Source organism: Magnetofaba australis IT-1 (assembly GCF_002109495.1).
Classification (GTDB): Bacteria; Pseudomonadota; Magnetococcia; order Magnetococcales; family Magnetococcaceae; genus Magnetofaba; species Magnetofaba australis.
In genome coordinates, this window is sequence record NZ_LVJN01000020.1 from 563,611 (window position 1) to 586,284 (window position 22,674).

Genomic DNA, 22,674 nt, shown 5'->3' on the forward strand with positions numbered 1-22,674 from the left:
CCTGGAGAAGCCGAATGCCCTGGGCCCATAAACTGGACCAAATGCAGCCTTTTCATGTGATGGAGATGCTCGCGCGCGCCAAAGCGTTGGCCGCGCAGGGGCGCGATATCGTGCGTCTGGAGGTTGGGGAGCCAGATTTCGCCACGCCGCAGCCGGTGCTGGAGGCGGCGCAACGCGCCTTGGCGGTGGATAAAACCCGCTACACCAACGCTTTGGGGCTGCCGGAGCTGCGTGCGCGCATCGCCCGGTGGTATGGCGAAACCTATCATGTCGATCTCGATCCAGACCGGGTGGCGCTGACGCCGGGCACCTCCGGGGGCTTTCAACTGGCGTTTGGCCTGTTGCTGGATCCGAGCGATCGCATCGCCATCACCGATCCGGGCTACCCCTGCTATCCCAATATGATCCGCTTTCAAGGCGGTGAGCCGGTGACGGTGGCGGTGGGGCCGGAGCATGGTTATCACTTCACCGCCGATCTGCTCAAACCGCATCTGGCCGAAGGTCTGGCGGGGGCGCTGGTCACCAGCCCCTCCAACCCCACCGGCACCCTGATTGACCCTGACGCCTTTGAAGCCGTGGCCGCCGAGCTGGATGCGGCGGGCGCGGCGCTGATCTCCGATGAGATCTACCACGGGCTCACCTATGGCGAAGCGGCGCGCACGGCGCTGTCGTTCTCGCCCAATGCGTTGGTGATTAACGGATTCTCCAAATACTTCGCCATGACCGGCTGGCGTTTGGGGTGGCTCATCGCGCCGCCGGAGGCGATGCGCTATGTGGAGATTCTGAGCCAGAACCTGTTCATCAGCGCGCCGACGCTGTCGCAGTATGCGGCTTTGGCGGTGTTCGACTGCCAGGATGAACTCAACGCCCAGGCGGCGCGCTATGACCTCGCCCGGCGCGACCTGCTGGCGCGTCTGCCGTCGTTGGGCTTTGCCGTGGGGCCGGAGCCGCGCGGCGCATTCTATGTATACGCCGACGCCCGCGAGGCGATGGCGCGACTGGGCGCCCCCGATGCGCAGACGCTCTGCGTGCGCTTGTTGGAGGAGGCGGGGGTGGCGATCACCCCAGGGATCGATTTCGGTCCCAGCGGCGCGGGCGACCATGTGCGCTTCTCCTATGCCGGCGGCGGCGAGCGCGTGGCCGAAGGGCTGAATCGCCTGGCGGGGTTGCTGGGCGGGTCGGACTCTGCGCCCTCGGATCGCGCCTCATGAGTCAAACTGTCTCCACCAAAAGCAACTGGCGCTTTGTGGTCGTGCTGGCGCTGATGGGATTTGGACTGTTGGAGGCGGCCTGCTTCGGCATTAGCCTCTATCTGCACGATGCGGGGGTGCTGTATCGGCCTCAGCCGCGGGTCGGTTTGGCCTATGAGGCGTATCTCAAAGCGCGCGATCCGGTTCTGGGGTGGCCATCCAAAGCGTTGGGCTTCACTGGCGAGTTGGATGCGCTGGGCGCGCGCGTGAGCGAAGCCTTCCCCGATCCCGCCGCGCAACCGGCGCTGTCGATCTATGGCGACTCCTTCGCCTACGGCTCCGAGGTGAGTCCGCATCAGGCCTGGGCCGACCTGCTCTCGCGCCATATCGGCGCGCGGGTGAACAATTTTGGCGTGCCGGGGTATGGCACCGATCAGGCCTATCTGCGTTTTACCACCAAGCGCAGCGTCGATCGCGCGCCGGTGGCGATGCTGGCGCACTACTCTGAAGATATTCTGCGCAATCTCACCAGCAGCTATGACTTGATCTACCCGGTTGGCGGGGTGGGGCTCAAACCGCGTTTTCGCCTGTTGCAAGATGGCTCGCTGGAGTTGATCCCCCTGATGGGCGGAACCTGGGCCTCCTATCGCGACGTGGTGGAGGATCCCGGCGCCAACATGCCGGCGGATGATTTTTTCAAACCCGGCGGGCTGGGGGGGACGCAGAAATTTGGCTTCCCCTTCACGCTGCGCGTGGCGCTGGCTCTGCGTCATCTGCATGTGCAGGGCAAACTGACGGCCACCCCCTGGCACGCGCCGCTGTACAGGCCGGATCATCCCAGTCGGGCGTTGGATCTGACCGCCGCGATTCTCAACCGCTTTGTGGCCGACGCCCGCGCCGCCGGGGTGCGGCCGCTGCTGGCCATCATCCCTTCGGGCGCCGATCTGTTGGAGTTCACACGCAGCGGCAAATGGATCTATGCAACGTTGCGTGATCGCCTGCAGCAGGAGGGCGTGGAGCTGCTCGATTTCGGGCCGCGTCTGATGGCCCATCTGCAGGGGGAGAATCCCTGCAATCTGTTCAAGAGTTGCTATCAGCATATGAATCCGCGCGGCAATGAGGTGTTGGCGCAACTGGCGTTTGAGTATCTGCAAGAGCAGGGGATCGGAGCGGCGCCATGACGCTCGATGCGCGCGGATTGGGACGGCTGGCTTTCGCCGCCGGTTGGGGGCTTTGGTTGGCGCTCGGGGTGACGCTGGCGGTGCGCGTGCTGGTGTTTCTCCTGCTGATGTCGCACCCGGTGGTCAATGAGTTTGGCGAAGGGGTCTCGCCGCTGAACAAGCCCACCAAGGGGGATCTGCCCTACTATGAGCGCACCCGCGACCGTTTGGCGCAGTTGGATCTGGCGGGGCTCATCGCCGGGCAGAAGGAGAACGCCGTCCACGCCCTGGCCGACGGCGGCGATTTCAACTGGAAAGTCTACTTCACCGGCCCGGTATTCCCGCTGATGCTGCTGGCCAGCGACTATCGCGACGGCAATACCTTGCCGTTGGCGACCGCCTTTCTGGTGATGGGCGTGGTGTGGGTGTGGATGTGGCAGATCTGGATGTACCGTCGCGGGGTGGGGTGGGGGTGGTTGATGCTGCTGGCGCTGCTGCCTACGCCGGTGTGGTATATCGTCACCATCAGTTCCGATCTGCCCTTCGCCCTGCTGTTTACGCTGTTTGTGTTTGTCTTTCTCTCCCGCGCCCAGAGCGGCGTGTTCGACCGGCCCTGGTTGTGGACCCCATTGCTATTGATGCTGCCGTTAACGCGTCCCAACGGCATGTCCATGTTGCTGTTTGTGGGGGTGGCGTTGCTGTGGGCGCACTACACCCAACCTCACAGCGTGGACGCGGCGCCGACTCCGCGCTGGCGGCGTTATGCGCCATTGGCGCTCATCGGCGTGGCGGGCGTGGCGTTGGGGTTCTACTTCTTCCCCTACCTGCTCGGCTATATTCACGTGTCGCAGAAAGACCCCTTCTTCGGCATTGAGGAGCGCGACTACTGGGCGGGCCTGTTCCACACGCTGCCCATCTGGCTGGATCAACCGCTCTCCTGGATCGCCTTGATGGGCGCCAAGCTGCTGTCGTTCATGGGCATGCGCTATTCCTACTACTCCACCCATGGCTCGATGCTGGTGCTGGCGCTGCGTTGGGGCTCGGGCGCGCTGTTTCTGATCGGATTTATTCGCCTGATGTGGCGTGGACAAAGCATGCAGCGCCTGCTGGTGCTGTGCTACATGGCGCCCTTCTTCCTCGGCGCGGCGCAGGAGCGCTATCTGTTGCCGATCATGCCGCTGCTGATGTTCCACTGCGCCTGGGCGATCAACACCCTGGGGCGGCGTTGGGGGTGGCGGCATCCGGCGACGTGGAAGGGCTTCTGGAGCAGCGGCTCGGCGCCGGTGACGACACCCTCCGTCAGTTATAGTCGCCGCAGAAGAGAATGAGACATTTGAAGCGAGAAGATATCGAGGGCTCTCAAGATCAACAGCTACACCGTGATTCGGACCATCCCTGGTCCTCACCCTTCGGGCTCGCTGCGCGAGTCCGATTTGGCATTCCTGCCAAATCGTGGGCTCCGCCCACACCCGCTTAAGGGTCACAGACCCTTAAGAATCCCGCCTCCGGCCAGCCGGAGGCCAATAGTCAGCGCAAGCTTTACCTGTGTCACACAAACATTGAGGAGCCTGTGCAATTCTGAATTGCGGTGACTATAAAACGACAACACCGCACGGCGAAGACGCCGCGCGGTGTGGTGAAGGCTCTCTCCACGATTCCGTCGGGTGGAGTGGTCACCAACGGAAGTCGGTTTTGCGCCCCTTTTTCTTTTTCTTCTTTTTCTTCTTCTTATCCTGGTTCACAGCGAAGGTGTCGTCGTCATCGTCGTCATCGATCTCCGGCGCCTCATCCAGCGCCTTCTCGACGTAACGCACATTGAAGTCGTCTTCGTCGTCCTCATCATCGTCGTCATCCGCGCCATCCACATCGTCGCCAACGGCGTCTTCCGCGTCCTCATCATCGTCGTCGTCGTCGAAGTCGATCTCGAATGCGGTCTCTTCATCGTCGCTGGATGCGCCCGCATGGATGGGGTCGGTGGCGTCGCTGCCGTCCAGGTCGAGTTTCAGGATGAAATTATCGCCGATCTGCTGCTGCAGCGCCTCCACCAAAGATTTCTCCCGCTCAAGAGCGGCATGGAGCTGCAGCCGCAACATCGCGGTTTGGGTCTCTTTGGTGGTGAGCGCCAGAAACGCTGCGCGGATTAGCTCGCCCAGATTGATCTCATTATCCTGGGGTTTGACCGCCGCAATGGCCAGCAGGCGACGTAGCGCCTCCGGGGCCACCCCCGCCAGAAAGGCGGCGTTGGTCAGGCTGACGTCAGGCAGGTCATCGGCGCGGATCGCATCGGATCCCGGTCGATCGAGTGACTCCATGGGGGACTCCCGGCCGCTTGGGCCTCACACAATGGGCGCACTGCGCGCTATTGGACACGGGGCGAGAGTATGGCATAAGCTGGGGGTCCACGCACCGGTTACAGTGGCCAGGATGGGCGTGGGGCGAGCCCTGGCGAGGGAACGAATTGCGCCAATTGCGCTCGGAGAATAAAAAGAGCGGGAATCCGCGCACGGATTGGAGGGGAGAGAGTATGGACTATCGCGCCAAACGGGTGACCAACGGCTACTTCAGCGTGGAGTTCAGCGATGAGCGGCTGCACAACGGGCTGCATGATCAGTGCTACGCCTACGCCTATGATCTGGGCGCGCGCCGCGTCACGCTGCAACTGATCGAGTTGGAGACCTCGCGCTTTCTGGAGCTCTATCAACAGTTCCAGGATGCGCCGTTCAATATGGCGCTGCACGTCTCCAAACCCACGGCTCGGGGCGGCGGCGAGTTGGCGGCGGCGGTGAACCGCTACTACGGGGTGTTCTTTCATAATTGCCGCATGGAGACCTACCGCAACAGCGGCTCCACCGACCGCGTGGAGGGCTCCAGTGTGGAGATTGAACTAAGCTTTGAGCAGTTCGAACCCCACTACCCCTGGCCATAAGTTGTGGACCAGCGGAGGGCGACTGAGAGCACAAAAGCGCTCAACGCCCCCCAACTGCGCCGGGCCAGCTGTGCTTGCTTGCCTCGCACTGGACGAGGCGAAGCCCTGCGCCGGATTAGTGCGACACGTACAGTTTATCCAATTCATCAAATAGCTTCTTACGCATGGCGTCAAAACGCGCCAGTTCATCCTGCGCCTGTTTGGTCTGTCCGTTGGCGACCAGAGTGGCTACGGCGCGGGCGGTGTCATGCACCTTGACGTGGGTTTCGCCCAGCGTGACAAACAGCGGCTCTTGGCCAAACAGCTCCTGCGCCGGCCCGTAATACCATTTGCCAAAGGCGCACTCGCGCGCCGTGCTGACGTCATCCGGCTTCAATTGCGAACGTCCGCGAATCGCCCCCACCAGGCGCCCCAACCACTTCATATGCGCCTGTTTGACCGCTTCCACGTCGAACGGCTCTGCGGTGATCTCAAACTGCTGCGCGGCGGCGGAGAGAGCGCGGCCGGACTCCGCATTGATGGTGGCCAGCATCGCCTCGTGAGCAATAGCGCCATCGACAAAGTTGGACAAATCCATCGCCTGCAGCATCATCTTCTGCACATTGGCCGAGGCGGCGAAGATCCCTTGGGCGTTGTCCTGCACCACTTCCATGCGGTCGGCTGCGGAGTTGGCGTTGTCCGCCACGCGGCCGGCGCCTTGGGCGACCCCTTCGGCGGAGCGCGCAATCTCCATGGTGCCGGTGGCCGCTTCGGTGGCGGCTCGCGCCACTTCACTGGAGGCGTTATGCAGCTCCTGGGCGTTGCGCGCCACTTCGCCGGAGGCCTGTTTGACACGCTGCATGGAGTCGCTGACCCCGGCCACCTGTCCGGTTTGATCATCCACCTGGTTGGAGATCTCCTGATTGGTCAGGGCGATCTGCTCGATCATCTCGGTGACGTTTCGGCTGGCGTCTGAGGCCTGCTGGCTCTTCTGTTGAATCTTTTGCGTCTGCGCATCGATGGTTTTGGTCGCTTCGGTGGTCTGTTGGGCCAACTCTTTGACCTCATTGGCCACCACCGCAAAGCCCTGACCCGCTTCGCCGGCGCCAGCGGCCTCAATGGAGGCGTTGAGGGCCAGCATATTGGTCTGGTCGGCGATGTTTTTGATCATGCTCACCACTTTGACGATCTCCTGCGCAGAGGTCGTCAGTTCGGCCATGGTGTTCATGGTCTGGTGCGAGAACTCCTGGGCGTCATTGGAGCGATGATCGGCCTCGACGCACTTGTCGCGCACATTGCTCAGTGAGTGGGTGAGGGTGGAGACCGCTTCAGAGACTTCGGTGACCGCCTCGGAGACGCTGCCCAAACTGGTGTTGACGCTGGAGATGTTGCCCGTCATCTGCTCGGCGGCGGCGGCCATGGTGTTGACATTCTGGCTGGCCTGCTCGGAGGCTGCGGCAATGGAGGTGACGTTGCCGGAGAGGTCGTTGGCGGTCTCTTTGAGGGTTTGGATATTGTCGTTAGCCTGCCCCAATTCGTGGCTCAATTGGCGCGTTTTTTCGTCGATCTGGTTGTTCTCCTCCACCACTTGCCTGGCCAGCAGATAGCTCCGATTGGAGTCTTTTTGCAGGCTCTGGTTGGCTTCGCTGAGTTCGCTGATCACCGCCGAGACGGTGCGCGATTGCAGATTGAGAGTGCGCACAATCTGCGCCAGACCGCTGCGCATGTGTTCGGCGCAGGAGGCCAGGGATTTATTGTTGGAGGCGGACAGCGGCGCCGTCAGGTCGCCGCGCGACATGCGACTGACGCTGGCCAGAAGATCGGCGATCTCGGCGCCCATCTGCTGCAGAATACTGCGCACAATCATCGTGCTGATAATAATCAGAAACAGCAGCCCGATGCCAAAGGTGGCGCCGATAACCCAGTTGGCGGACTCCATCTGTTCCTCAATGTGATGAATATCCTCATCAAACTCCTTCTCGGCGTTCTCCACCAAGGGGGTCAATTGCTGCAGCATTCTCTCCACGGCAGCGTCAAAGCTGGCCATCAGCGGATTGCCGCCAGCTGGACCGTCGTCGATGTAGGCTTGCGCCAATTTTCCGCCTTGCTCCACATAAGCGTCAAAAGCTTGTGAAAGGGACTTCAGGCTTGCTTCCATCCCTTTGTCCGCGCTTTTTTGAATTGTGTCAAACTGATTGAGTTTATTGTGAAAGTTTGCGGCAGAGGCTTGCGCTTCCTTGAAACCGTCATCAAGGCCATCCTGGCCGCGGGTGGCGGCGATATCCTGGTACCATTGCTGAACCTGGATGGCGTCGACTTTCATCCCTTTGGCGAGATTGACCAATTGCAATTCGACATCAAGGTTGTGCTGTAAGCTGCTGACATGGCGGTTGTTTTGTAAAACAAGCCAAATGCCAATCAGCAGCATCAATAAAACGGGGATGGCGACCAGAAGAAGAATCCGGGTGCTGACTTTCAGATTGGTAAAGTTCATAAGGGGTCGGCCCTTTCATTCTGAGAGCGCGAAATTAGCACAAAGTTCGCATTTTATGGCAAATATTACGAAATCTTAATACACTTTCGGCGCCATGTGAAAGTGCAAACAGTTCCTATTTGTGTCAGTATGTCATATGCCATGCAATAATATGTGAAATTGAGTCATATGACACAAAATATGTCTTACAGCCAATGTCAAAGCGTGCGCTGGAGGAGTGAAACCGTGAGGGTTGGAAGTCTGTTTCCTGTGTTATGGGTCGCTTTGGGCGTGTGGGCTGTCTGGATGGCGATGAGTACAGAGACGGGGGCGGGGGATTTCTGGTCCTGGGGGGTGGGCGTTGTCCTGTGGCTCGGCGTTGGCGTCGCACATTGGTTTACGCGGCGGCAGGAGTCTGCGCCGCAGCCGGAGCCGCCGGACGCCACGAATTGGACGGAGGATCTGCTGGGCTCTGAGGCGCTGGTGGTGATTGGCGCGGAGTCAGAGTATGGCGCAGTGGCGTCCACTCTTGAGCAGTCCGGGTGTTTGGTCACCAGCGCCAGGGATGGTATGGAGGCGCTGCGCTGTTGTCACGAGGCGCTGTTTGATGTGGTGATCCTGGATCGGGATCTGGCTGGTCTCTCCACAGCAGAGTGCGTGCGTCGGGTGCGGGCCATGGGGGATGCCGCCCGCGCCAATGTTCCCGTGGTGATTTTGGGTTCTCAGAACGACGAGGCGTTGGCGGGAGTCGATGGCGATGGCTGGGCGCCGCCTGGGGCGAATGCCGAGCGCATTGGTCAGATTGTGGCGCAGGCGATGCAAGCCCGCGCGCAGCGTGATGCGCATCCGCGGCAAGTGGATCAAGGGCCCGGCGCAGTTGAACTTGCCACAGAGGCGGAGCCTGTTGCGGCGGCGTTGTTTGACGCGGAGCGATTGATGACGGCACAGCAAGCTCTGGGGCGCGAACGCACGGCGGGCTTGCTGCCCAAGTTCGCCGATAACGCCAAGCAACTTCTTGAACGCGCGCAGGAGAGCCTGGCGCATGGGGATTGGCCTGCGGCGGAAGCGGCCTACCATCGGTTGGCTGGGTCCGCTGGGCAGATGGGATTCCTGGCGCTTTCGCAATGGGCGCGGGGGCAGGAGAATCTGTTGCAGCAGGGGCGAACCCAAACGGTGTGTGGGCGGGCGCACACAGCGCAGGATCTGTGCGCTCGCTCAATGGCGCAAGCACAGCTCTGGTTGGACGAGCAGGGGTGACGCCCGCAACCCTGGTGTGGAGTTCGGTCCGTCCTGTAGGCGCTTTAAGAGGTCGACGCGGTTAAGGGGTCGCCTGGGGAGAGCTTCTCCACTTGCGCAGTGAACTGATATCCTACGCCGTGAACGGTGATGAACAGTTGCGGTCTGGCCGGATCCTGCTCCAGCTTGCGGCGTAGGCGGTTGACCATGACGTCGATGGTGCGGTCGTTGGGAGACCATTCGCGGCTGCTCACTGCGTCGAGCAGTTGGTCACGGCTCAGCGCACGACCGCTGCGATTGAGAAACGCCAGCAGGAGGCGGTATTCGCCGTTGGTCAGCGTCTGCTCACCCTGCTCCGCGCTCACTGCTTTGCGGGTGGCGGGGTCCAGCGTCCAGGAAGCGAAGCGGTAGACTGCGGAGGGCTCATCCTCACGTGTGGCCTGTTTGATGGCGTCGATGCGGCGCAGCAGACTCTTGACCCGCGCCAGCAGCTCCCGTTCGTTGAAGGGTTTGACCACGTAATCATCGGCGCCGATCTCCAGTCCGATAATGCGGTCCACATCATCGCCGCGCGAGGACACCAGAATGATCCCAACTTCGGAGCGCGCGCGGACTTCGCGCGTCAATTCGAGGCCATCGCGCCCTGGCAGCCCGATATCCAGCAGGATCACGTCAATGTTCTGTTTGGCCATGACGTTTTTCATGCTGGATTCGTCATGGGCTTGCGTCACGCTGTAACCTGCGTTGACAAAATAGCCGCTCAGTAGTTCTCGGGAGGTGGGGTCATCCTCTACCACGAGAATATGGTGCTTCTGGCTCATCGGTGATTTTCCTTGCCAAAGTCCAACGCAACGCCGTGTGATTTTTGGTGCGGAAATTTAATGATTACAGAAAGTTGTGCATATTTTTTTAAATTCAACTATTAGCGTAATCTGATCTTGGAATTGAGATTAACATAAAATTAACAACTATTCCGCATGGATTAACAACACGAGCGAAGATTATTTACATCCATAGCGTATAGTGTGAATCGTCGATTGGGGCGAACCGCTCGAATCTGAATATTCCTCCCCGTCTGGAGGGGGTCGGCGATTCTGGGGTCACACGGGATTATCCTGTGCCGGTTGTCGGTCCTGAGGCGAATAAAGCCAGCCGGGTGCATGAATTTCCTGACATTTTCCAAGAATAAAGGGCCCGCGGCGTTAGCTGCGGGCCCTTAATTTTTGTGGCGCGGAGATTCGGCTTTCCAGCGTTTATAGCCGCTTGAATCCAGAATGACACAAATCCAAAGCGCTCTATGTTTGCGTGACACTGCTAGGTCTTGCGCTGACTATGAGACAAATTTCCAACGGAAATTTGTCGGGCTTCTTTAAGGGTCTGAGACCCTTAAGCGGGTGTGGGCAGCGCCCACGGTTTGGATTTTGATCTTGGGAGCTCGAGGGCGGAGCCCTCGATATCTTTCAGCGCCCATATGTGCACTTTTGAATGCTAGCGACTATAAGATCTGGCGCGCTTATTTTCCTTGAATGACGCCTTGCCCCCAGTCGCCAAGGCTTTTGACCTGCTCCACACCTTTGCCCGGCAAGGTTTTCAGCTGATCGAGGCCGCGTCGCAGGAAGGTCTCCAGCACGGTGTGGCGTTTGGCGGCGGCGGGACGTTCGGGCAGTGGCGCATCCAGCGCGTCGCGCAATACGCCGAGGCTATTCCACAGCCGGTAGTGCGCTGTCATGAAGGCGAATTTTTCTGAGGTGTAGCTGGTCTTGGCGGTATACAGCTCGTTTTCGCCATTGAGCAGATCCAGCAGGGTGCGTTTGCCCAGTTTGAACTGGTCGGCGTAGGCTTTGACCACATCCTGGCTCACTTGAACCTGCTTCTCCAGCAGCGCAACGCGCTCCTGCGCCATGGCCAGGCTCTCCCACGCCACCACCACCGCCTCCTGGGTGGAGCGACGCGCCACTTCCAGGGCTTCGCGGCTCTGGTTGACGCGGTTGGCGCGTTCATGCCGCACCCCTTCGTCACGTCCGCCGTTATAGAGATTGTAGGAGAGCTTCACCAGCGCCGAGAGCGCCTTGGCGTAGCCCCGCGTGCCGCTGACGTTGGCGTTGTTGCTGTAGGCCAACTCCAGATTGACCGTGGGCATGAAGGCTGACAGGGCGTTCTCATAATTGGATTGCGCCGCCGCCACGTCAAGACCGGCGCCAACGATGGCCGGATGCTCTGTGGTGGCCGCTTTGATGGCCTGATCCAGCGCCTTGGGCAGCGCTTCGGCGTCCAGGGTCGGTTCCTGCAGATCCTGGGGCGGGTGGCCGACGATGCGCTCATAGCGGGCGTCGGCGATGCGCAGAGCGCCGTCAATGGCGGACAGGGTGGCTTGCGCCAACGCCAGACGGCTCTGGGTCTGCTGCACGTCGGCTTCGTTACCGGCGCCGCCCTCGGCCTTGGCTTTGACCTTATCCAGGATCTCCTGGTGCAGGGCGATGTTCTCTTCAGCCAGCTTGCGCAGTTTGCGCTGTTTGAGCGCCTCCAGATAGGCCTCCACCGCGGTCATGCCGACTGCTTCAGCGGTGCGCTGATAGGCGTAATCCGAAGACTCCAGCGTCTTCTCCGCCCGTGAAATATCATGCTGGGCGGCAAAGCCGTCGAACAGCGGCTGGGTGATGGTGACGGCGGAGTCGCCGCGTGTGAGTGTGTAGGTGCCTTCCGACAGACCGCGCGTGGTGGTGTTGTCGCTGGCCTCTTTGCCGTAATCGGCGGTGACGTCCACGGTGGGCAGGCGCGCGCCTGAGGCTTGCAGCGCCAACTGCTCGCTGGCTTGACGATTCTCCAAAGCGGAGCGGATCTCCGGGTTGGTCTGTAGCGTGGCGCGCAACGCTTCCGTCAAGCTCTCGGCATGAACTGGCGCGGCGCTGGCCAGCAGTATCGCGGCGCTGGCCAGCAGCAGGCGCTTGGGGCGCATGCAGGGTTGGGGCGTTTGTGCGGTCAGACGGGCGGCGGGGTGACGGAGAACTCGCATAATGTCGGGCATTCCATTTGGGTTCCCGCGCGCAGGCGCGAGCGTGACCGAAAGGGTATGTATCAAAATATCAGAATACACGATAAGTGGTGTTCATCGCGAGCGAAAAGCGGCTTTTGCAGGCTTAGAACGGTCCGTTTTGTGGCGCTTCGGCGCCAATGCGCAAGATGTGATGAATCTCATCGCTGAGCAGTCCCACCGCCATGGGGCGGCGCGCGCCGGGCAGAGCAATGACGTCATACAGCTCGCTCACCACGCCTTCTATTAGCAACTGATGCGCCATCTGTCCACGATCGATGTCGATCACCGCCAGGCCGCACTGGGGCGGCGTGCCGCGCTGCGCCAGGATGTCGTCCAGCGGTAGACCGCTGAAAGCTTTGTCGCGGCGCGCCTTGGAGAGCCCCACCACAGCGTGGCGCCCAACGAAGGTCAAGCCGCGGCCATAGCCGGGCAGTGGGGCGACTGACTCGCCTGCGCCGCCTGTCAGCGGGATGCGCTGTAATTCGCCGCGACCGGAGTTGAGCAGCCAGATGTGGCCATCATAGACCCGCGGCGAGTGGGGCATGGAGAGCCCGTCGAGAAGTATCTGATTTGTGGTGATGTCCATCAGTAGGCCGCCATCGGCGCGGTGGTCGCGCCAGCCATCCCTGTGGTCGCTGTTTGCGACCATGGTGACGTAGCGAGGGGCGCCGTCGCGCAGCGCCATGCCATTGAGGTGACAGCGATCCTCGGCGGCGAAACCGGAGACAAAGGGCGGGCGCCACAGGGGGACGAAACTGTAACCCGGCGCGGCGGCGCTCAGACAGTTGAACAGGGTGTTGACGAATAGAATGCGGCCCTGGGCGTCAACCCCGATATCGTGAGTGTCGACGTTGCCGGTGGTGTAGGCTTGGGTGGGCAGATAGAGGCGATCGTAGCCGTTATGGTTTTGATCCGGCGTCAAGACGTTGTCGAAGCGCCAGATCTGCCACTTGCTGCTCATCACCAGGCTATCGTTGTGGGCGCACAGCCCCATACAGTGCTCAAAGGTGCGTTCAAACACCGACAGTCGCCCATCCGCTGATCCGCCCAGCAGAAACAATTTGCCCGACTGATACGTTGTGAAGGCCAGTCCTACGCCCTGTTGCGCCATCCAGGCGGCAAAGCCGGGCGATGCGCGCACGCTCAAGGGCGGTGTGGCGGGCTCGGTGTTGGGGAGGGGGGTGGCGTCGGATTGGCTCATGGCGCGTTCAGGCTCTCCCAGTGGGGATTTCGCACTCAAAATGGAACATCTCATGTGAACCGCCCTACATTGCCGGGGTTTAGAACGGAGGAAAAGGGATTTCAACTCCCCCCGGCGTCGCAACCATGATCCGCCAGCGCCTGGCGTGCTCTGCAGAACGTGTGGTTGGACTCTTGGCCAGATGTTCTCCCTCTTTGCTGAGTGCGTACGTCATCGGCTTATGGTTGCTGGGGCAAACCCCCCCATGGTCGCGACGTCCGAGCAGCGTTATTAACCGATTGATGGAATTCATTACGAGAATTTGAGAGACTGTGTCTGGAGCCGCGTATGCGTCTGTGGGCTCTGCGCGCTATTGAATGGGCAGGTTATAATATTGATTAATTATTATAAAAAATGAGTGTTTGCAAAATGTCCATTGCAAGGAGAATGGCGTTGAGAGACGGAACCCGACGTCTATGCCCCGATGCAGTCAGAAGACTGGTTCTGGGCGCTGTGTGTTGCATGCTGGCGTTCGTCGCGGGTTGCCAGGATGAACAGCAAGCGCCCTATGCGCCGCAGTTCAGCGATCAGTCGCCACGCAAGACGCCGCAATATATTTTTGGCGTGCATCCTCTGCACAATCCGGCGCGACTGTTTGCCGTTTACCAGCCCTTGGTCGACTACCTGAACGCCCGTCTTGAGGGAAGCCGCCTTGTCTTGGAGGCGTCCCGCAACTATGCCGCTTATGATAAGAAGCTGTTTGGCGGTCACTTCCATTTGGCGTTGCCCAACCCCTATCAAACCGTCGCTTCGCTCAAGCATGGTTATCGTGTCTTTGGCAAAATGGGCGACGATGAGAATTTTCGCGGCATCATTCTTGTGCGCAAGGATAGCGGCATTCACGAACCGGCGGATCTCAAGGGGCGTGTGGTGAGCTATCCGGCGCCCACGGCGCTGGCCGCGACCATGATGCCGCAATGGTTCCTCTTCAGTCATGGCGTGGACGTGATGAAGGAGATCGACAACCGTTACGTCGGCTCGCAGGAGTCCTCTATGATGAATGTCTATCTGGGGGAGAGCGCGGCCGGCGCCACCTGGCCGCCGCCGTGGCGCGCATTCGCCAAAGAGCGCCCAGACGTGGCGGCGGAGTTGGAGGTGAAGTGGCGCACGCCGCCGCTGCCCAATAACGGTTTGGTGGCGCGAATGGATACGCCGCAGGAGTTGGTGCGGCGGGTGGGTGAGTTACTGTTTGCGCTGCATACGAATCCACAGGGGCGGGCCATTCTGGAGCCCATGGAGCTGTCCCGCTTTGAAGCCGCCGATGCCGACGCCTATCAGCCGGTGGTGGCGTTTCTGCAACGCTTTTCCCGCGAACTGCGGCCGATTCGAGGTCAGCAATGATCGCCTGGGCGCGACAATTCTGGTTCTCTTCCCTGCGGCGTCAGTTGATGCTGGGTATCGCCTTGGTGCATGCGGTGATGATGTCCCTGTTCATTTTCGATCTGGTGGCGCGTCAGCGCGCCTTTCTGCATGAGCAGGCGGTGGAGCAGGCGTCCAGCTTGAGCCGCGCTTTGGCAGCCAGCAGCCGCTCATGGGTGCTGGCCCGGGATTTTATCGGCCTGGAGGAGGTGCTGCGCGGCATGGGCGCCTATCCGGAGTTGCGCTACGCCATGGTGTTGGATCTCGATGGCAAGGTGTTGGGGCACACCAACAAGGATTTGACCGGACGCTATGTGGCAGATGCGGTGAGTTTGAAACTGCTCAATGCGCCCAGCGCGTCGATTCATTTGATGGTGGATCTGCGCGTCATTGATGTTGCTGCGCCCATCATCGCTGGGCAGCGGCAGGTGGGCTGGGCCCGCGTCAGCCTGGGGCAGGAGCGGAGTAGTCAAGGGCTGCGCGTCGTGACTGTCGAGGGGCTGTTGTACACCGCGTTCGCCATCGTGGTGGGGGCGTTGTTTGCTCTGTTCATGGCGCGCGGCTTGACCAAAACGCTTTATGACCTGCTGGCGGTGACCGAGGCTACGCGACATGGGGGGCGGAGTCTCCGCGCCGAGTCCAATCGTCCTGATGAGTTGGGACAGTTGGCTGGCGGACTCAATCGTATGCTCGATGCGTTGGAAGAGGAGGAGAACGCACTGCGCAAGGCGCACCTCAATTTGACCGGAGCCAATGCCGCCCTTGGCGCCAGCGAAGAGAAGTTCCGTCGATTGGTGGAGTCATTGGAGCACGAATACTTCCTGTATGCGCATGATCTGGAAGGTAATTTTACCTATATCACGCCTTCGGTGCGTACCGTTTTGGGGTATGACGCCAAGGAGTTTATGACCCACTACACAGAGTATTTGACCGATAACCCCATCAATGAAAACGCCATAACGCACACGGAAGGCAGTATCGCCGGACGAGCGCAACCCAGTTATCTGATTGAAGTGCGACACAAAAATGGCGAGCCGGTGGTGCTTGAGGTGTCAGAGAACCCAGTGTTTGATGATGCGGGCGCGGTCATTGCGGTGGAAGGGCTGGCCCATGATGTCACCGCGCAACGCCGTTTTGAGCAGGAGTTGCGTCTATCCAAAGAGCAGGCGGAGATCGCCAACCAAGCCAAGAGCGAGTTCCTCGCCACCATGAGTCATGAGATCCGCACGCCGCTCAACGTGATCATTGGCGTGACGGATCTGCTCAAGGAGAGCGGGGACCCCCTGGAACGGATGCATTACGTGGATCTGTTGCAGAAAGGGGGCGAGACGCTGCTGGATCTGATCAACGCCATTCTCGATCTTTCGCGCATTGAAGCAGGGATGTTGGCGTTAAACCTGGCGCCGATCTCACCCAAGCATCTGTTGGAGGAGACCTGCGAGGTGATGGCGGTGGCTGCGCAGCGCAAAGGGTTGGCGTTTGCCTTGAGCTGTGATCCCCATGCGCCGGGTTGGGTTCTTGGCGATGGCGGGCGCTTGCGCCAAGTGTTGGTGAACTTGATTGGCAATGCAATCAAGTTCACGGAGCGTGGTCGTATTGATGTGCGTCTGGGTTGTGTTGATGGTGTTGGCCAGCCAACATTGCGGGTGAGTGTGACGGATACCGGCATTGGCATTGAACAGCATCAGTACGACTCGATTTTTGAGACGTTTACCCAGGCCGATTCCAGCATTACGCGCCAGTTTGGCGGCAGCGGTTTGGGCCTCTCCATCTCCCGCCAATTGGTGGAGCTTATGGGCGGGCGTCTGACGGTGCAGAGTCAGGTGGGGCAGGGGAGTGAGTTTGCTTTTACTCTGCCGGTTCAAGTTTCTGAAAATCCCGTAGAACCCGAAGAAATTGAGCGCCCGCCAACTCAGCTCTCCTGCGATGATGAAATTCAGCAGGGGCTGCGCATTCTCTTGGCGGAGGACTCGCCGGAGAACCGCATGTTGGTGCAGGCGTATTTGAAACAGACGCCACATTCCCTCAGTTTGGCGGAAAATGGCGCCGAGACGGTTGCGCAGGTGAAGTCCGTTGAGTTTGATCTGGTGCTGATGGATCTACAGATGCCGGTGATGGATGGCTACACCGCCACCCGCGCGATTCGCGAATGGGAGCAGGCGTGCGGACGAGCCCGGATGCCCATTATTGTCCTGAGCGCCCACGCCATGGAGTCGGATCGGCAACGCAGCTTGGCCATGGGATGTGACGGTCATCTGACCAAGCCGCTGAAGAAAAACACGTTGCTGGAAGCGATTGCGCAATGGGCGGCGGATTGAGCAGGGGGTAAAGTTGGCCGCCGACCAGTCGGCGGCTACCTGGAAAACCCACGCTATCCCGCCGCTGGCAAATGGCGCTGAATCCACGCTGCAAACTCCCCTTCCTCCATCACCCCCGTGTGGGTGTCCAGAATCCGCCCCTGATGCATAATCATAAACACCGGCACGCCACGAATGCCATATTGACGCGGAACGGTGGGGTTGTGGTCGATATTGAGTCGATAGGCCAATACACGCTCTTGTAGCTGCTCGGCCACGGCGGCGTAGATGGGGATCATCTTGCGGCTGTTGCCGCACCACTCGGCCCAAAATTGCAGAATCAATGGCTGGCTCTGCTTCAGAATGAGCGCGCTGAATTGATCCTCTGCGACATCGATCACCATGACGGCCTCACATATGGAAAGCGATCAGCGTTCGCGCAGCGCCACGTTGCGCGCGCGCAGAATCGGTTTGAGCAGATAGTCCAGCACGCTCTTGCGCCCGGTGACCAGCTCTACGGTGGCGGCCATGCCGGGGATGATGGCGAGCGGCGCGGAGTCGCTCCCCAGGGCGGTGCGCTCGGTGCGCGCCTGAATCTGGTAATAGCGTTCGCCATCGGCGCTGGTGATGGAGTCGGCGCTGATGCGGGTCAACTCCCCTTGCAGCCCGCCGTAGATGGCGTAGTCATAGGCGGAGAATTTGACCATGGCGGGCAGGCCGGGACGCAAAAAGCCGATATCCTTGGGGTTAACCCGCGCCTCTACCAGCAGCGACTCCTCCAGCGGCGTGATCTCCACCAGATCCGCCCCCGACGGCGTCACCTGACCAATGGTGTTGACGGCGATGCGCAGCACCACCCCGCGCACCGGCGAGCGCAGCTCGGCGCGGGTGACGCGATCCTGCAACGCGCTCACCGACTCCTGAATCTGCGCCCGTTCGCCCAGGGCGTCGGCCAGCTCGGCGCGGGCTTGGGCGCGGAAATTGAGAATCGCCTCTTCCACGCCGCTACGGGACTCCGCCAACGCCGCCTCCAGACGGGAGATGGCGTGGGTGGTGGCTTTGCGTTCCCCATCCAGATCGCTCACCTCCCGCTTGAGGCGGATCAGCTCCACCTGCGACATCACGCCTTTCTTCACCAGTGGCGCGGTGATGTCCAACTCCTCACGGGCCAGCTTCAGACTCGCCTCCAGCCGCGACAGGGTGGCGCGCAGTTCGGCCATCTCCTGACGGCGCTGCTCCACCTTCTGTCGCCGACTCTCCAGCACCGCTTTGAGGGCGTTCTGACGGGTGGCGAACAGCCGCGCTTCACCTGCGGCCACGTCGGGCATCTTTTCAGTGATCTCCGGCGGCGGTTGGAAGCTTTTCGCGCCCTCGGCCTCGGCGCGCAGACGGGCGATCTTGGCCGACAACGCGCCGCGCGCCACCGCATTCTCCTGGAAGCTGGCGCGGGACTGGGTGTCGTCGATGCGCAATAGCACCTGCCCGGCCTCCACCAGATCGCCCTCTTTGACCAACAATTCGCTGAGGATGCCCGGCTCCAACGACTGCACCACCCGCGCCTGACCGGTGGGGATCACCCGCCCTTCGGCGCGAGTCACCTCATCCAGCTCCGCCAGGGAGGCCCACACGATGAAGGTGACAAACAGCAGCCCCACCACCGCCAGCAACGCATGACCGGCCCACGGGGCGTCGGTGCGGCGCGCCTGGGCGGCGGGGGAGAGGAACTCCTGATCGCGCCACTCGCTCATGCCGCGCCTCCCACGGCGGGTTGTGCGCCGTTGGCCGAACTCAGGGGTAGAGCGCCCGACTGCAGTTGCCGCAACACTTGTTCCTTGGGGCCATCGGCGATGATGCGCCCCTCATCCAGAATCACCAGGCGATCCACCAGGGTGAGCAGGGAGGCGCGATGGGTGGCCAGCAATAGCGTGCGGCCCGGCGGCAGGGCGGCGATGCTGCGTTTGACGTGAGCTTCCGAGGCGCTGTCCATGCTGCTGGTGGGTTCATCCAGCAGCAGCATGGGCGGGTCGTGTATCAGCGCCCGCGCCAACGACACCGCTTGCCGCTGACCGCCGGAGAGACCAGCGCCGCGCTCGCCCACCGGCGCCTCCAGCCCCATGGGGTGGCGCTGGGCGAATTGACTCACCCCCGCCAGTTCGGCCACGTGCAGCACACGGGCGTCATCGGCCTGGGGCGCGCCCCAGGCGATATTTTCGCGCAGGGAGCCCACAAACAGCAGCGGCTCCTGGGGCGCGTAGCCCATCTGACGGCGCGCATCGGCTGGATCGATCTGGCGCAGATCCGCGCCGTCCAGCCGCACCGCGCCCGCTTGTGGTTCATACAGCCCCAGCAGTAGCCGGAACAGGGTGCTTTTGCCTGAGCCCATACGCCCCAGAAAGCCCACCCGTTCCCCGGGCGCAATGGAGAGGGTGATGTCGCTCAGGGCGTCGAACTTCTGTCCGGGGTAGGCGAAGCGAACGTTCTCCAGGGCGATGGCGCCGCTCAACGCGGGGCGGCTGATGTAGCGCCGCTCGGCGGGGCGCTCATTGGGCAGCGACATGATGCGGTTGAGTTGCTCCAACGACACCGACGACTGTTCAAAGCGGGTCAGAATCCCGGCGATCTGCGCCAGCGGGGCCAGTGCGCGGCCGCTGAGGATGGTGCAGGCGATGAGCGCGCCCATGCTCATGGCGCCTTCGGCGATGCGCCCCACCCCCATCACCACCAGGGCGATGGTGGAGAGCTGTTGCGCCACCAGCGCCAGGTGCACCGCCAAGGAGCCGATGTTGCGGGTTTTGGCGCCGACTTGAGCGGCGTGGCTGACGCTGCGCTCCCACTGGCGCTGCATGCGTCCTTCCGCGCCCAGCGTCTTGATGGTTTCCAGTCCGCCGATGGCCTCCACCAGCACTGCGTGTTTGCGCGCCGCTTCGCTGTGGGCGGCGCGGGCGGCGCGGGCCAGCGGACGCTGCAGCAGAAAGCCGATGAGAATCACCAGCGGAATCATCAGCGCCGGGATCAGGGCGATATCGCCGCCCAGCAGCCAGATGACGCCCACAAACAGAATGGCAAACGGCAGGTCGATGAGGGTGGCCAGGGTGGCCGAGGCGAAGAAGTCGCGCAGGGGTTCGAAATCCTGCAGCGTGCGCGCCAGTCCGCCGGTGGAGGGGGGCAGATTGGCCAGCGGCAGCCCCAAGGTCTGTTCGGCCAACTTGGAGGCCATGAGCAGGTCGGCGCGTTTGCCGGCCAGATCGAGGAAATAGCCGCGCAGGGTGCGCAGCAGAAAGTCAAAGCCGAACGCCAATGCGGCGCCGATGGCCAGCACCCATAGGGTCTCCATGGCCTGGTTGGGCACCACGCGGTCGTAGACGTTCATGATGAACAGCGGACTGGCCAGGGCCAGCAGATTGATCATCATGGAGGCGGCGGCGGTCTCGGCGTAGAGCGGCCAGAAGCGCCGCAGCGCGCCCCAGAACCAGTGCCGTTGAGGCGCGTCGTCGTCGGCTTCGGGGACGGCGGTGCGTTCGGGCAGGGGGGCGCACAGCAGCGCGCGGCCGCTGTAGATCTCTTCCAACTCCGCCCGCGCCATGGGGCGCATGCCGCCCGCCTCTTCGGGCCACTGCAATTGCGCCTGCTGGCCGTTTTCATCCCAACCGGTCAGCACCGCCGCGCGGCGCTCAGTGAGCAGCAGCAGGGCGGGCAGATAGCCGCTCTCCAACTCATCCAGATCGCGCTGGCTCCAGCGCGCCGCCAGTCCAGCGCGCTCGGCGGCGCGCAGACACAGCATGGGCGTCAGGCGACCATCCTCCAGCGGCAGTCCGGCGCACAGCGCTTGCGGCGTGGCGGGCCGTCCCCAGTGGCGCGCCAACAGTAGCAGGCCCGCCAGCAACGGATCAGCCACCGACTCCGGTTCGGTTTGTGGCAGGCTCCAGCCGCTGGCGGCGGCGTTATCAGTAGCGGCGTCGGGCGACATGGGAGGTTATAGAGTCCTATGAATACTCAGATGGAATCCAGCTTGTTCCGGCGCGTGCGCAGCGCGATTTTCGCAGCCGGGCGCCCAGAATGCATGGGGATGGACGGCAGGGCAAGCGGCGGAGGCTTGGCGAGGCGGGACGTTGGCGTTAGACTGAGGTTTCTTCTCTCTTGCAAAAGAGCGTAAGGCGTTCATTTGACGACGTCTTGCAGGTGATGAGTCATTTTCTCCGGGATGTGGTGATGCACGGAATCATTTTTCTGGCCCTTGAGGAGTTCATTGAAGAGATCTTCCCGGAGGTGAACTGGGAGGAGCTGGAGATGTCCGCCGGCTGCGTGGAAGCCTTCTCCCCGGATCGTTTTTTTGATGATGCGCTGTTCGACGCCATGTTGGATGCGCTGTGCAAGCTGGAGAACGCGTCACGGGATGATCTGCTGGAGCAGTTCGGCGAATTTCTGGTGCCCGGACTGATGGAGATGGCCTCGGCCATGGGGGTGATCAAACCCGAGTGGCGCAGCATGGATGTGCTGGAGAACGTCAAAGCCATCATCCATGGCAGCATCCGCCAGCAGTTTCCCGATTTTGTCCCCCCCGATATCCGCACTCTGCGCCTGAAACACAGCGAAGTGGCCATCGCCTATATCTCCGCGCGGCGTCTGTGCCCGTTGGTGCGCGGGGTGGTGCGCGGCCTCGCCAGTCACTTTGTGGAGCGGCTGAAGATTTGGGAGCCGCCGGTGGCGGATGTCTCCGGGCGTTTGTGCCGCATCAATGTGTTCATCGACGATCCCACCCTGACCCGCTTTGTGGATGTGCCGCGGGAGTTTGAGCTGGTGCGTTCGCGCGGCGAGGATATTCGCTTCTTCAATACGGTGCAGGGAGTGCCGTTTGAGGGCGTGGGGCGGGTGGTGGAGTTCTCCGAACAGGAGCTGACCGTGCAGGCCGGGCGCGATCTGCTCAGCGTCATGCGGCGCGAGGGTAAGACCCACATGTCGGTGGGGCACATGAATGTGGGCATGAGCGCCAATGTGCATCGGGTGGATAACAGCCGCGGCATGGCGCTGCTCAACGGCATTCGGTTGGCCGATGGCGCGGTGGGCATGCGTCAGGAGATGCGGGTGGAGCCCGCTCTGCCGGTGCGCGCGCACTTTCAGATCGAAGGGCGCAAATTCCAGGGCGTGCTGGTGAATATCTCCAGCTCCGGGGCGTCGCTGGAGATTCCGCCCGACTCAAAACTGGGGCAGGAGGATCTGTTCCTGGACCTGGTGATGGGGTGTCTGCTGCCGCTGCGCAATCCGCCCAAATCCAATAAGCGCGGGGCGCAGGATCAGTACTTCATCGCCGACGGCAATCTGCTCAGCGTGGAGCGGCGCAAGAAGGGGTGGAACATCCGCGTGGTGTTTGCCCATGTGGAGCCGCACGCTCTGCAGTTGGTGGCGCGCTTTATTGAGGAGCGGCGCGAGGATGTGGAGCCCTATTTGAACAGCGCCATTTGATATCTGCGCGCTGCTCTTGCGCTGCGCCACTTCTGGGCGTGGCGCTCTAAGCTGTTGCGGATGCCGTAAGATATCGTCCTGTTCCGGGACGCTGTGATTCCCTGTTCACATATTTTTCTGCGCAAAATCCCTGGCGTGTGGTCTGGGGTTTGGAGTAAATTACGCAATGACGCCAGTTTTGGCGCATGGTTTGCGTCTGTTTTGCTTGTTTGGAGCGCCGCTTTGGGGCTCATCAGAGTGAAACGGACGCAAGGAGCGCGTCGATGGCCTGGGCAGGGATGCCGGATCCGGCTTGCGTTGTGGAGACCCCACGGCGCTGC

At 61.5% G+C, this 22,674-nt stretch carries 17 protein-coding genes; 9 read left to right on the top strand and 8 right to left on the bottom strand.

Annotated features, from left to right (window positions below; translation table 11 throughout):
* The first annotated feature begins 14 nt into the window (after positions 1-14).
* Genes MAIT1_RS14740 through MAIT1_RS14750 form a run of 3 tightly spaced genes read left to right on the top strand, consistent with a single transcriptional unit; the run spans position 15 to position 3,678 of the window.
* A complete protein-coding gene (locus tag MAIT1_RS14740) occupies positions 15-1,211 on the top strand; it encodes an aminotransferase class I/II-fold pyridoxal phosphate-dependent enzyme (protein WP_198947909.1) in 1,197 nt (398 codons plus the stop codon).
* The gene (locus MAIT1_RS14745; RefSeq protein ID WP_085444328.1) at positions 1,208-2,371 is read left to right on the top strand and encodes an SGNH/GDSL hydrolase family protein; all 1,164 of its coding nucleotides are present in this window, start codon (positions 1,208-1,210) and stop codon (positions 2,369-2,371) included. The genes MAIT1_RS14740 and MAIT1_RS14745 overlap by 4 nt, the downstream gene beginning before the upstream one ends.
* A complete protein-coding gene (locus MAIT1_RS14750; protein ID WP_085444329.1) occupies positions 2,368-3,678 on the top strand; it encodes a hypothetical protein in 1,311 nt (436 codons plus the stop codon). Before MAIT1_RS14745 ends, MAIT1_RS14750 begins: the two co-directional genes overlap by 4 nt.
* Before the next feature lie 345 nt (positions 3,679-4,023).
* Here MAIT1_RS14750 and MAIT1_RS14755 read toward each other — a convergent pair whose 3' ends face one another.
* On the bottom strand, positions 4,024-4,662 hold the full coding sequence (locus tag MAIT1_RS14755; protein WP_085444330.1) for a hypothetical protein: 639 nt from the start codon (positions 4,660-4,662) through the stop codon (positions 4,024-4,026).
* 212 nt (positions 4,663-4,874) lie between these two features.
* Here MAIT1_RS14755 and MAIT1_RS14760 point away from each other — a divergent pair, with 212 nt between their 5' ends.
* Entirely contained in the window at positions 4,875-5,276 is a 402-nt protein-coding gene (locus tag MAIT1_RS14760; protein ID WP_085444331.1) for a hypothetical protein, read from the top strand.
* A 115-nt stretch (positions 5,277-5,391) separates the two neighbouring features.
* Here MAIT1_RS14760 and MAIT1_RS14765 read toward each other — a convergent pair whose 3' ends face one another.
* On the bottom strand, positions 5,392-7,413 hold the full coding sequence (locus MAIT1_RS14765; RefSeq protein ID WP_158089524.1) for a methyl-accepting chemotaxis protein: 2,022 nt from the start codon (positions 7,411-7,413) through the stop codon (positions 5,392-5,394).
* 48 nt (positions 7,414-7,461) lie between these two features.
* Here MAIT1_RS14765 and MAIT1_RS21885 point away from each other — a divergent pair, with 48 nt between their 5' ends.
* Both MAIT1_RS21885 and MAIT1_RS14770 read left to right on the top strand, forming a co-directional pair.
* On the top strand, positions 7,462-7,629 hold the full coding sequence (locus MAIT1_RS21885) for a hypothetical protein (RefSeq protein ID WP_158089525.1): 168 nt from the start codon (positions 7,462-7,464) through the stop codon (positions 7,627-7,629).
* Between the two features lie 411 nt (positions 7,630-8,040).
* Positions 8,041-8,985, top strand: a complete 945-nt coding sequence (locus MAIT1_RS14770) for a response regulator (RefSeq protein WP_158089526.1) — start codon at positions 8,041-8,043, stop codon at positions 8,983-8,985.
* 44 nt (positions 8,986-9,029) lie between these two features.
* Here MAIT1_RS14770 and MAIT1_RS14775 read toward each other — a convergent pair whose 3' ends face one another.
* From MAIT1_RS14775 to MAIT1_RS14785, 3 genes are all read right to left on the bottom strand, one after another.
* Positions 9,030-9,785, bottom strand: coding sequence for a response regulator (locus tag MAIT1_RS14775; protein WP_085444334.1), 756 nt, complete (start codon positions 9,783-9,785; stop codon positions 9,030-9,032).
* Positions 9,786-10,477: 692 nt separating this feature from the next.
* Positions 10,478-11,977 (bottom strand): TolC family outer membrane protein, encoded by a 1,500-nt coding sequence (locus tag MAIT1_RS14780; protein ID WP_158089527.1) that lies wholly within the window; start codon positions 11,975-11,977, stop codon positions 10,478-10,480.
* A 124-nt stretch (positions 11,978-12,101) separates the two neighbouring features.
* On the bottom strand, positions 12,102-13,199 hold the full coding sequence (locus MAIT1_RS14785; RefSeq protein WP_085444336.1) for a TIGR03032 family protein: 1,098 nt from the start codon (positions 13,197-13,199) through the stop codon (positions 12,102-12,104).
* 501 nt (positions 13,200-13,700) lie between these two features.
* Between MAIT1_RS14785 and MAIT1_RS14790 the strand changes: the two genes are divergently transcribed.
* Both MAIT1_RS14790 and MAIT1_RS14795 read left to right on the top strand, forming a co-directional pair.
* On the top strand, positions 13,701-14,579 hold the full coding sequence (locus MAIT1_RS14790; protein WP_143814866.1) for a phosphate/phosphite/phosphonate ABC transporter substrate-binding protein: 879 nt from the start codon (positions 13,701-13,703) through the stop codon (positions 14,577-14,579).
* Positions 14,576-16,915, top strand: coding sequence for an ATP-binding protein (locus MAIT1_RS14795; RefSeq protein ID WP_085444338.1), 2,340 nt, complete (start codon positions 14,576-14,578; stop codon positions 16,913-16,915). Before MAIT1_RS14790 ends, MAIT1_RS14795 begins: the two co-directional genes overlap by 4 nt.
* Before the next feature lie 53 nt (positions 16,916-16,968).
* Here MAIT1_RS14795 and MAIT1_RS14800 read toward each other — a convergent pair whose 3' ends face one another.
* Genes MAIT1_RS14800 through MAIT1_RS14810 form a run of 3 tightly spaced genes read right to left on the bottom strand, consistent with a single transcriptional unit; the run spans position 16,969 to position 20,861 of the window.
* Positions 16,969-17,298 (bottom strand): thioredoxin family protein, encoded by a 330-nt coding sequence (locus tag MAIT1_RS14800; RefSeq protein ID WP_085444339.1) that lies wholly within the window; start codon positions 17,296-17,298, stop codon positions 16,969-16,971.
* A gap of 24 nt (positions 17,299-17,322) precedes the next feature.
* A complete protein-coding gene (locus MAIT1_RS14805) occupies positions 17,323-18,642 on the bottom strand; it encodes an HlyD family type I secretion periplasmic adaptor subunit (RefSeq protein WP_085444340.1) in 1,320 nt (439 codons plus the stop codon).
* Positions 18,639-20,861: a type I secretion system permease/ATPase gene (locus tag MAIT1_RS14810; RefSeq protein ID WP_085444341.1), complete on the bottom strand. Its 2,223-nt coding sequence runs from the start codon at positions 20,859-20,861 to the stop codon at positions 18,639-18,641. The genes MAIT1_RS14805 and MAIT1_RS14810 overlap by 4 nt, the downstream gene beginning before the upstream one ends.
* Positions 20,862-21,103: 242 nt before the next feature.
* Between MAIT1_RS14810 and MAIT1_RS14815 the strand changes: the two genes are divergently transcribed.
* A complete protein-coding gene (locus MAIT1_RS14815; RefSeq protein WP_158089528.1) occupies positions 21,104-22,354 on the top strand; it encodes a heme NO-binding domain-containing protein in 1,251 nt (416 codons plus the stop codon).
* Positions 22,355-22,674: the final 320 nt, after the last annotated feature.

Coding starts and splice junctions, on each gene's coding strand:
- MAIT1_RS14790 (WP_143814866.1), top strand. CDS start 13,701: ATGCTGGCGTTCGTCGCGGGTTGCCAGGATGAACAGCAAGCGCCCTAT.
- MAIT1_RS14750 (WP_085444329.1), top strand. CDS start 2,368: ATGACGCTCGATGCGCGCGGATTGGGACGGCTGGCTTTCGCCGCCGGT.
- MAIT1_RS14740 (WP_198947909.1), top strand. CDS start 15: ATGCCCTGGGCCCATAAACTGGACCAAATGCAGCCTTTTCATGTGATG.
- MAIT1_RS14780 (WP_158089527.1), bottom strand. CDS start 11,977: ATGCGAGTTCTCCGTCACCCCGCCGCCCGTCTGACCGCACAAACGCCC.
- MAIT1_RS14785 (WP_085444336.1), bottom strand. CDS start 13,199: ATGAGCCAATCCGACGCCACCCCCCTCCCCAACACCGAGCCCGCCACA.
- MAIT1_RS14770 (WP_158089526.1), top strand. CDS start 8,041: ATGAGTACAGAGACGGGGGCGGGGGATTTCTGGTCCTGGGGGGTGGGC.
- MAIT1_RS14760 (WP_085444331.1), top strand. CDS start 4,875: ATGGACTATCGCGCCAAACGGGTGACCAACGGCTACTTCAGCGTGGAG.
- MAIT1_RS14765 (WP_158089524.1), bottom strand. CDS start 7,413: ATGGAAGCAAGCCTGAAGTCCCTTTCACAAGCTTTTGACGCTTATGTG.
- MAIT1_RS14805 (WP_085444340.1), bottom strand. CDS start 18,642: ATGAGCGAGTGGCGCGATCAGGAGTTCCTCTCCCCCGCCGCCCAGGCG.
- MAIT1_RS14745 (WP_085444328.1), top strand. CDS start 1,208: ATGAGTCAAACTGTCTCCACCAAAAGCAACTGGCGCTTTGTGGTCGTG.
- MAIT1_RS14800 (WP_085444339.1), bottom strand. CDS start 17,298: ATGGTGATCGATGTCGCAGAGGATCAATTCAGCGCGCTCATTCTGAAG.
- MAIT1_RS14815 (WP_158089528.1), top strand. CDS start 21,104: ATGCACGGAATCATTTTTCTGGCCCTTGAGGAGTTCATTGAAGAGATC.
- MAIT1_RS14795 (WP_085444338.1), top strand. CDS start 14,576: ATGATCGCCTGGGCGCGACAATTCTGGTTCTCTTCCCTGCGGCGTCAG.
- MAIT1_RS14775 (WP_085444334.1), bottom strand. CDS start 9,785: ATGAGCCAGAAGCACCATATTCTCGTGGTAGAGGATGACCCCACCTCC.
- MAIT1_RS14755 (WP_085444330.1), bottom strand. CDS start 4,662: ATGGAGTCACTCGATCGACCGGGATCCGATGCGATCCGCGCCGATGAC.
- MAIT1_RS14810 (WP_085444341.1), bottom strand. CDS start 20,861: ATGTCGCCCGACGCCGCTACTGATAACGCCGCCGCCAGCGGCTGGAGC.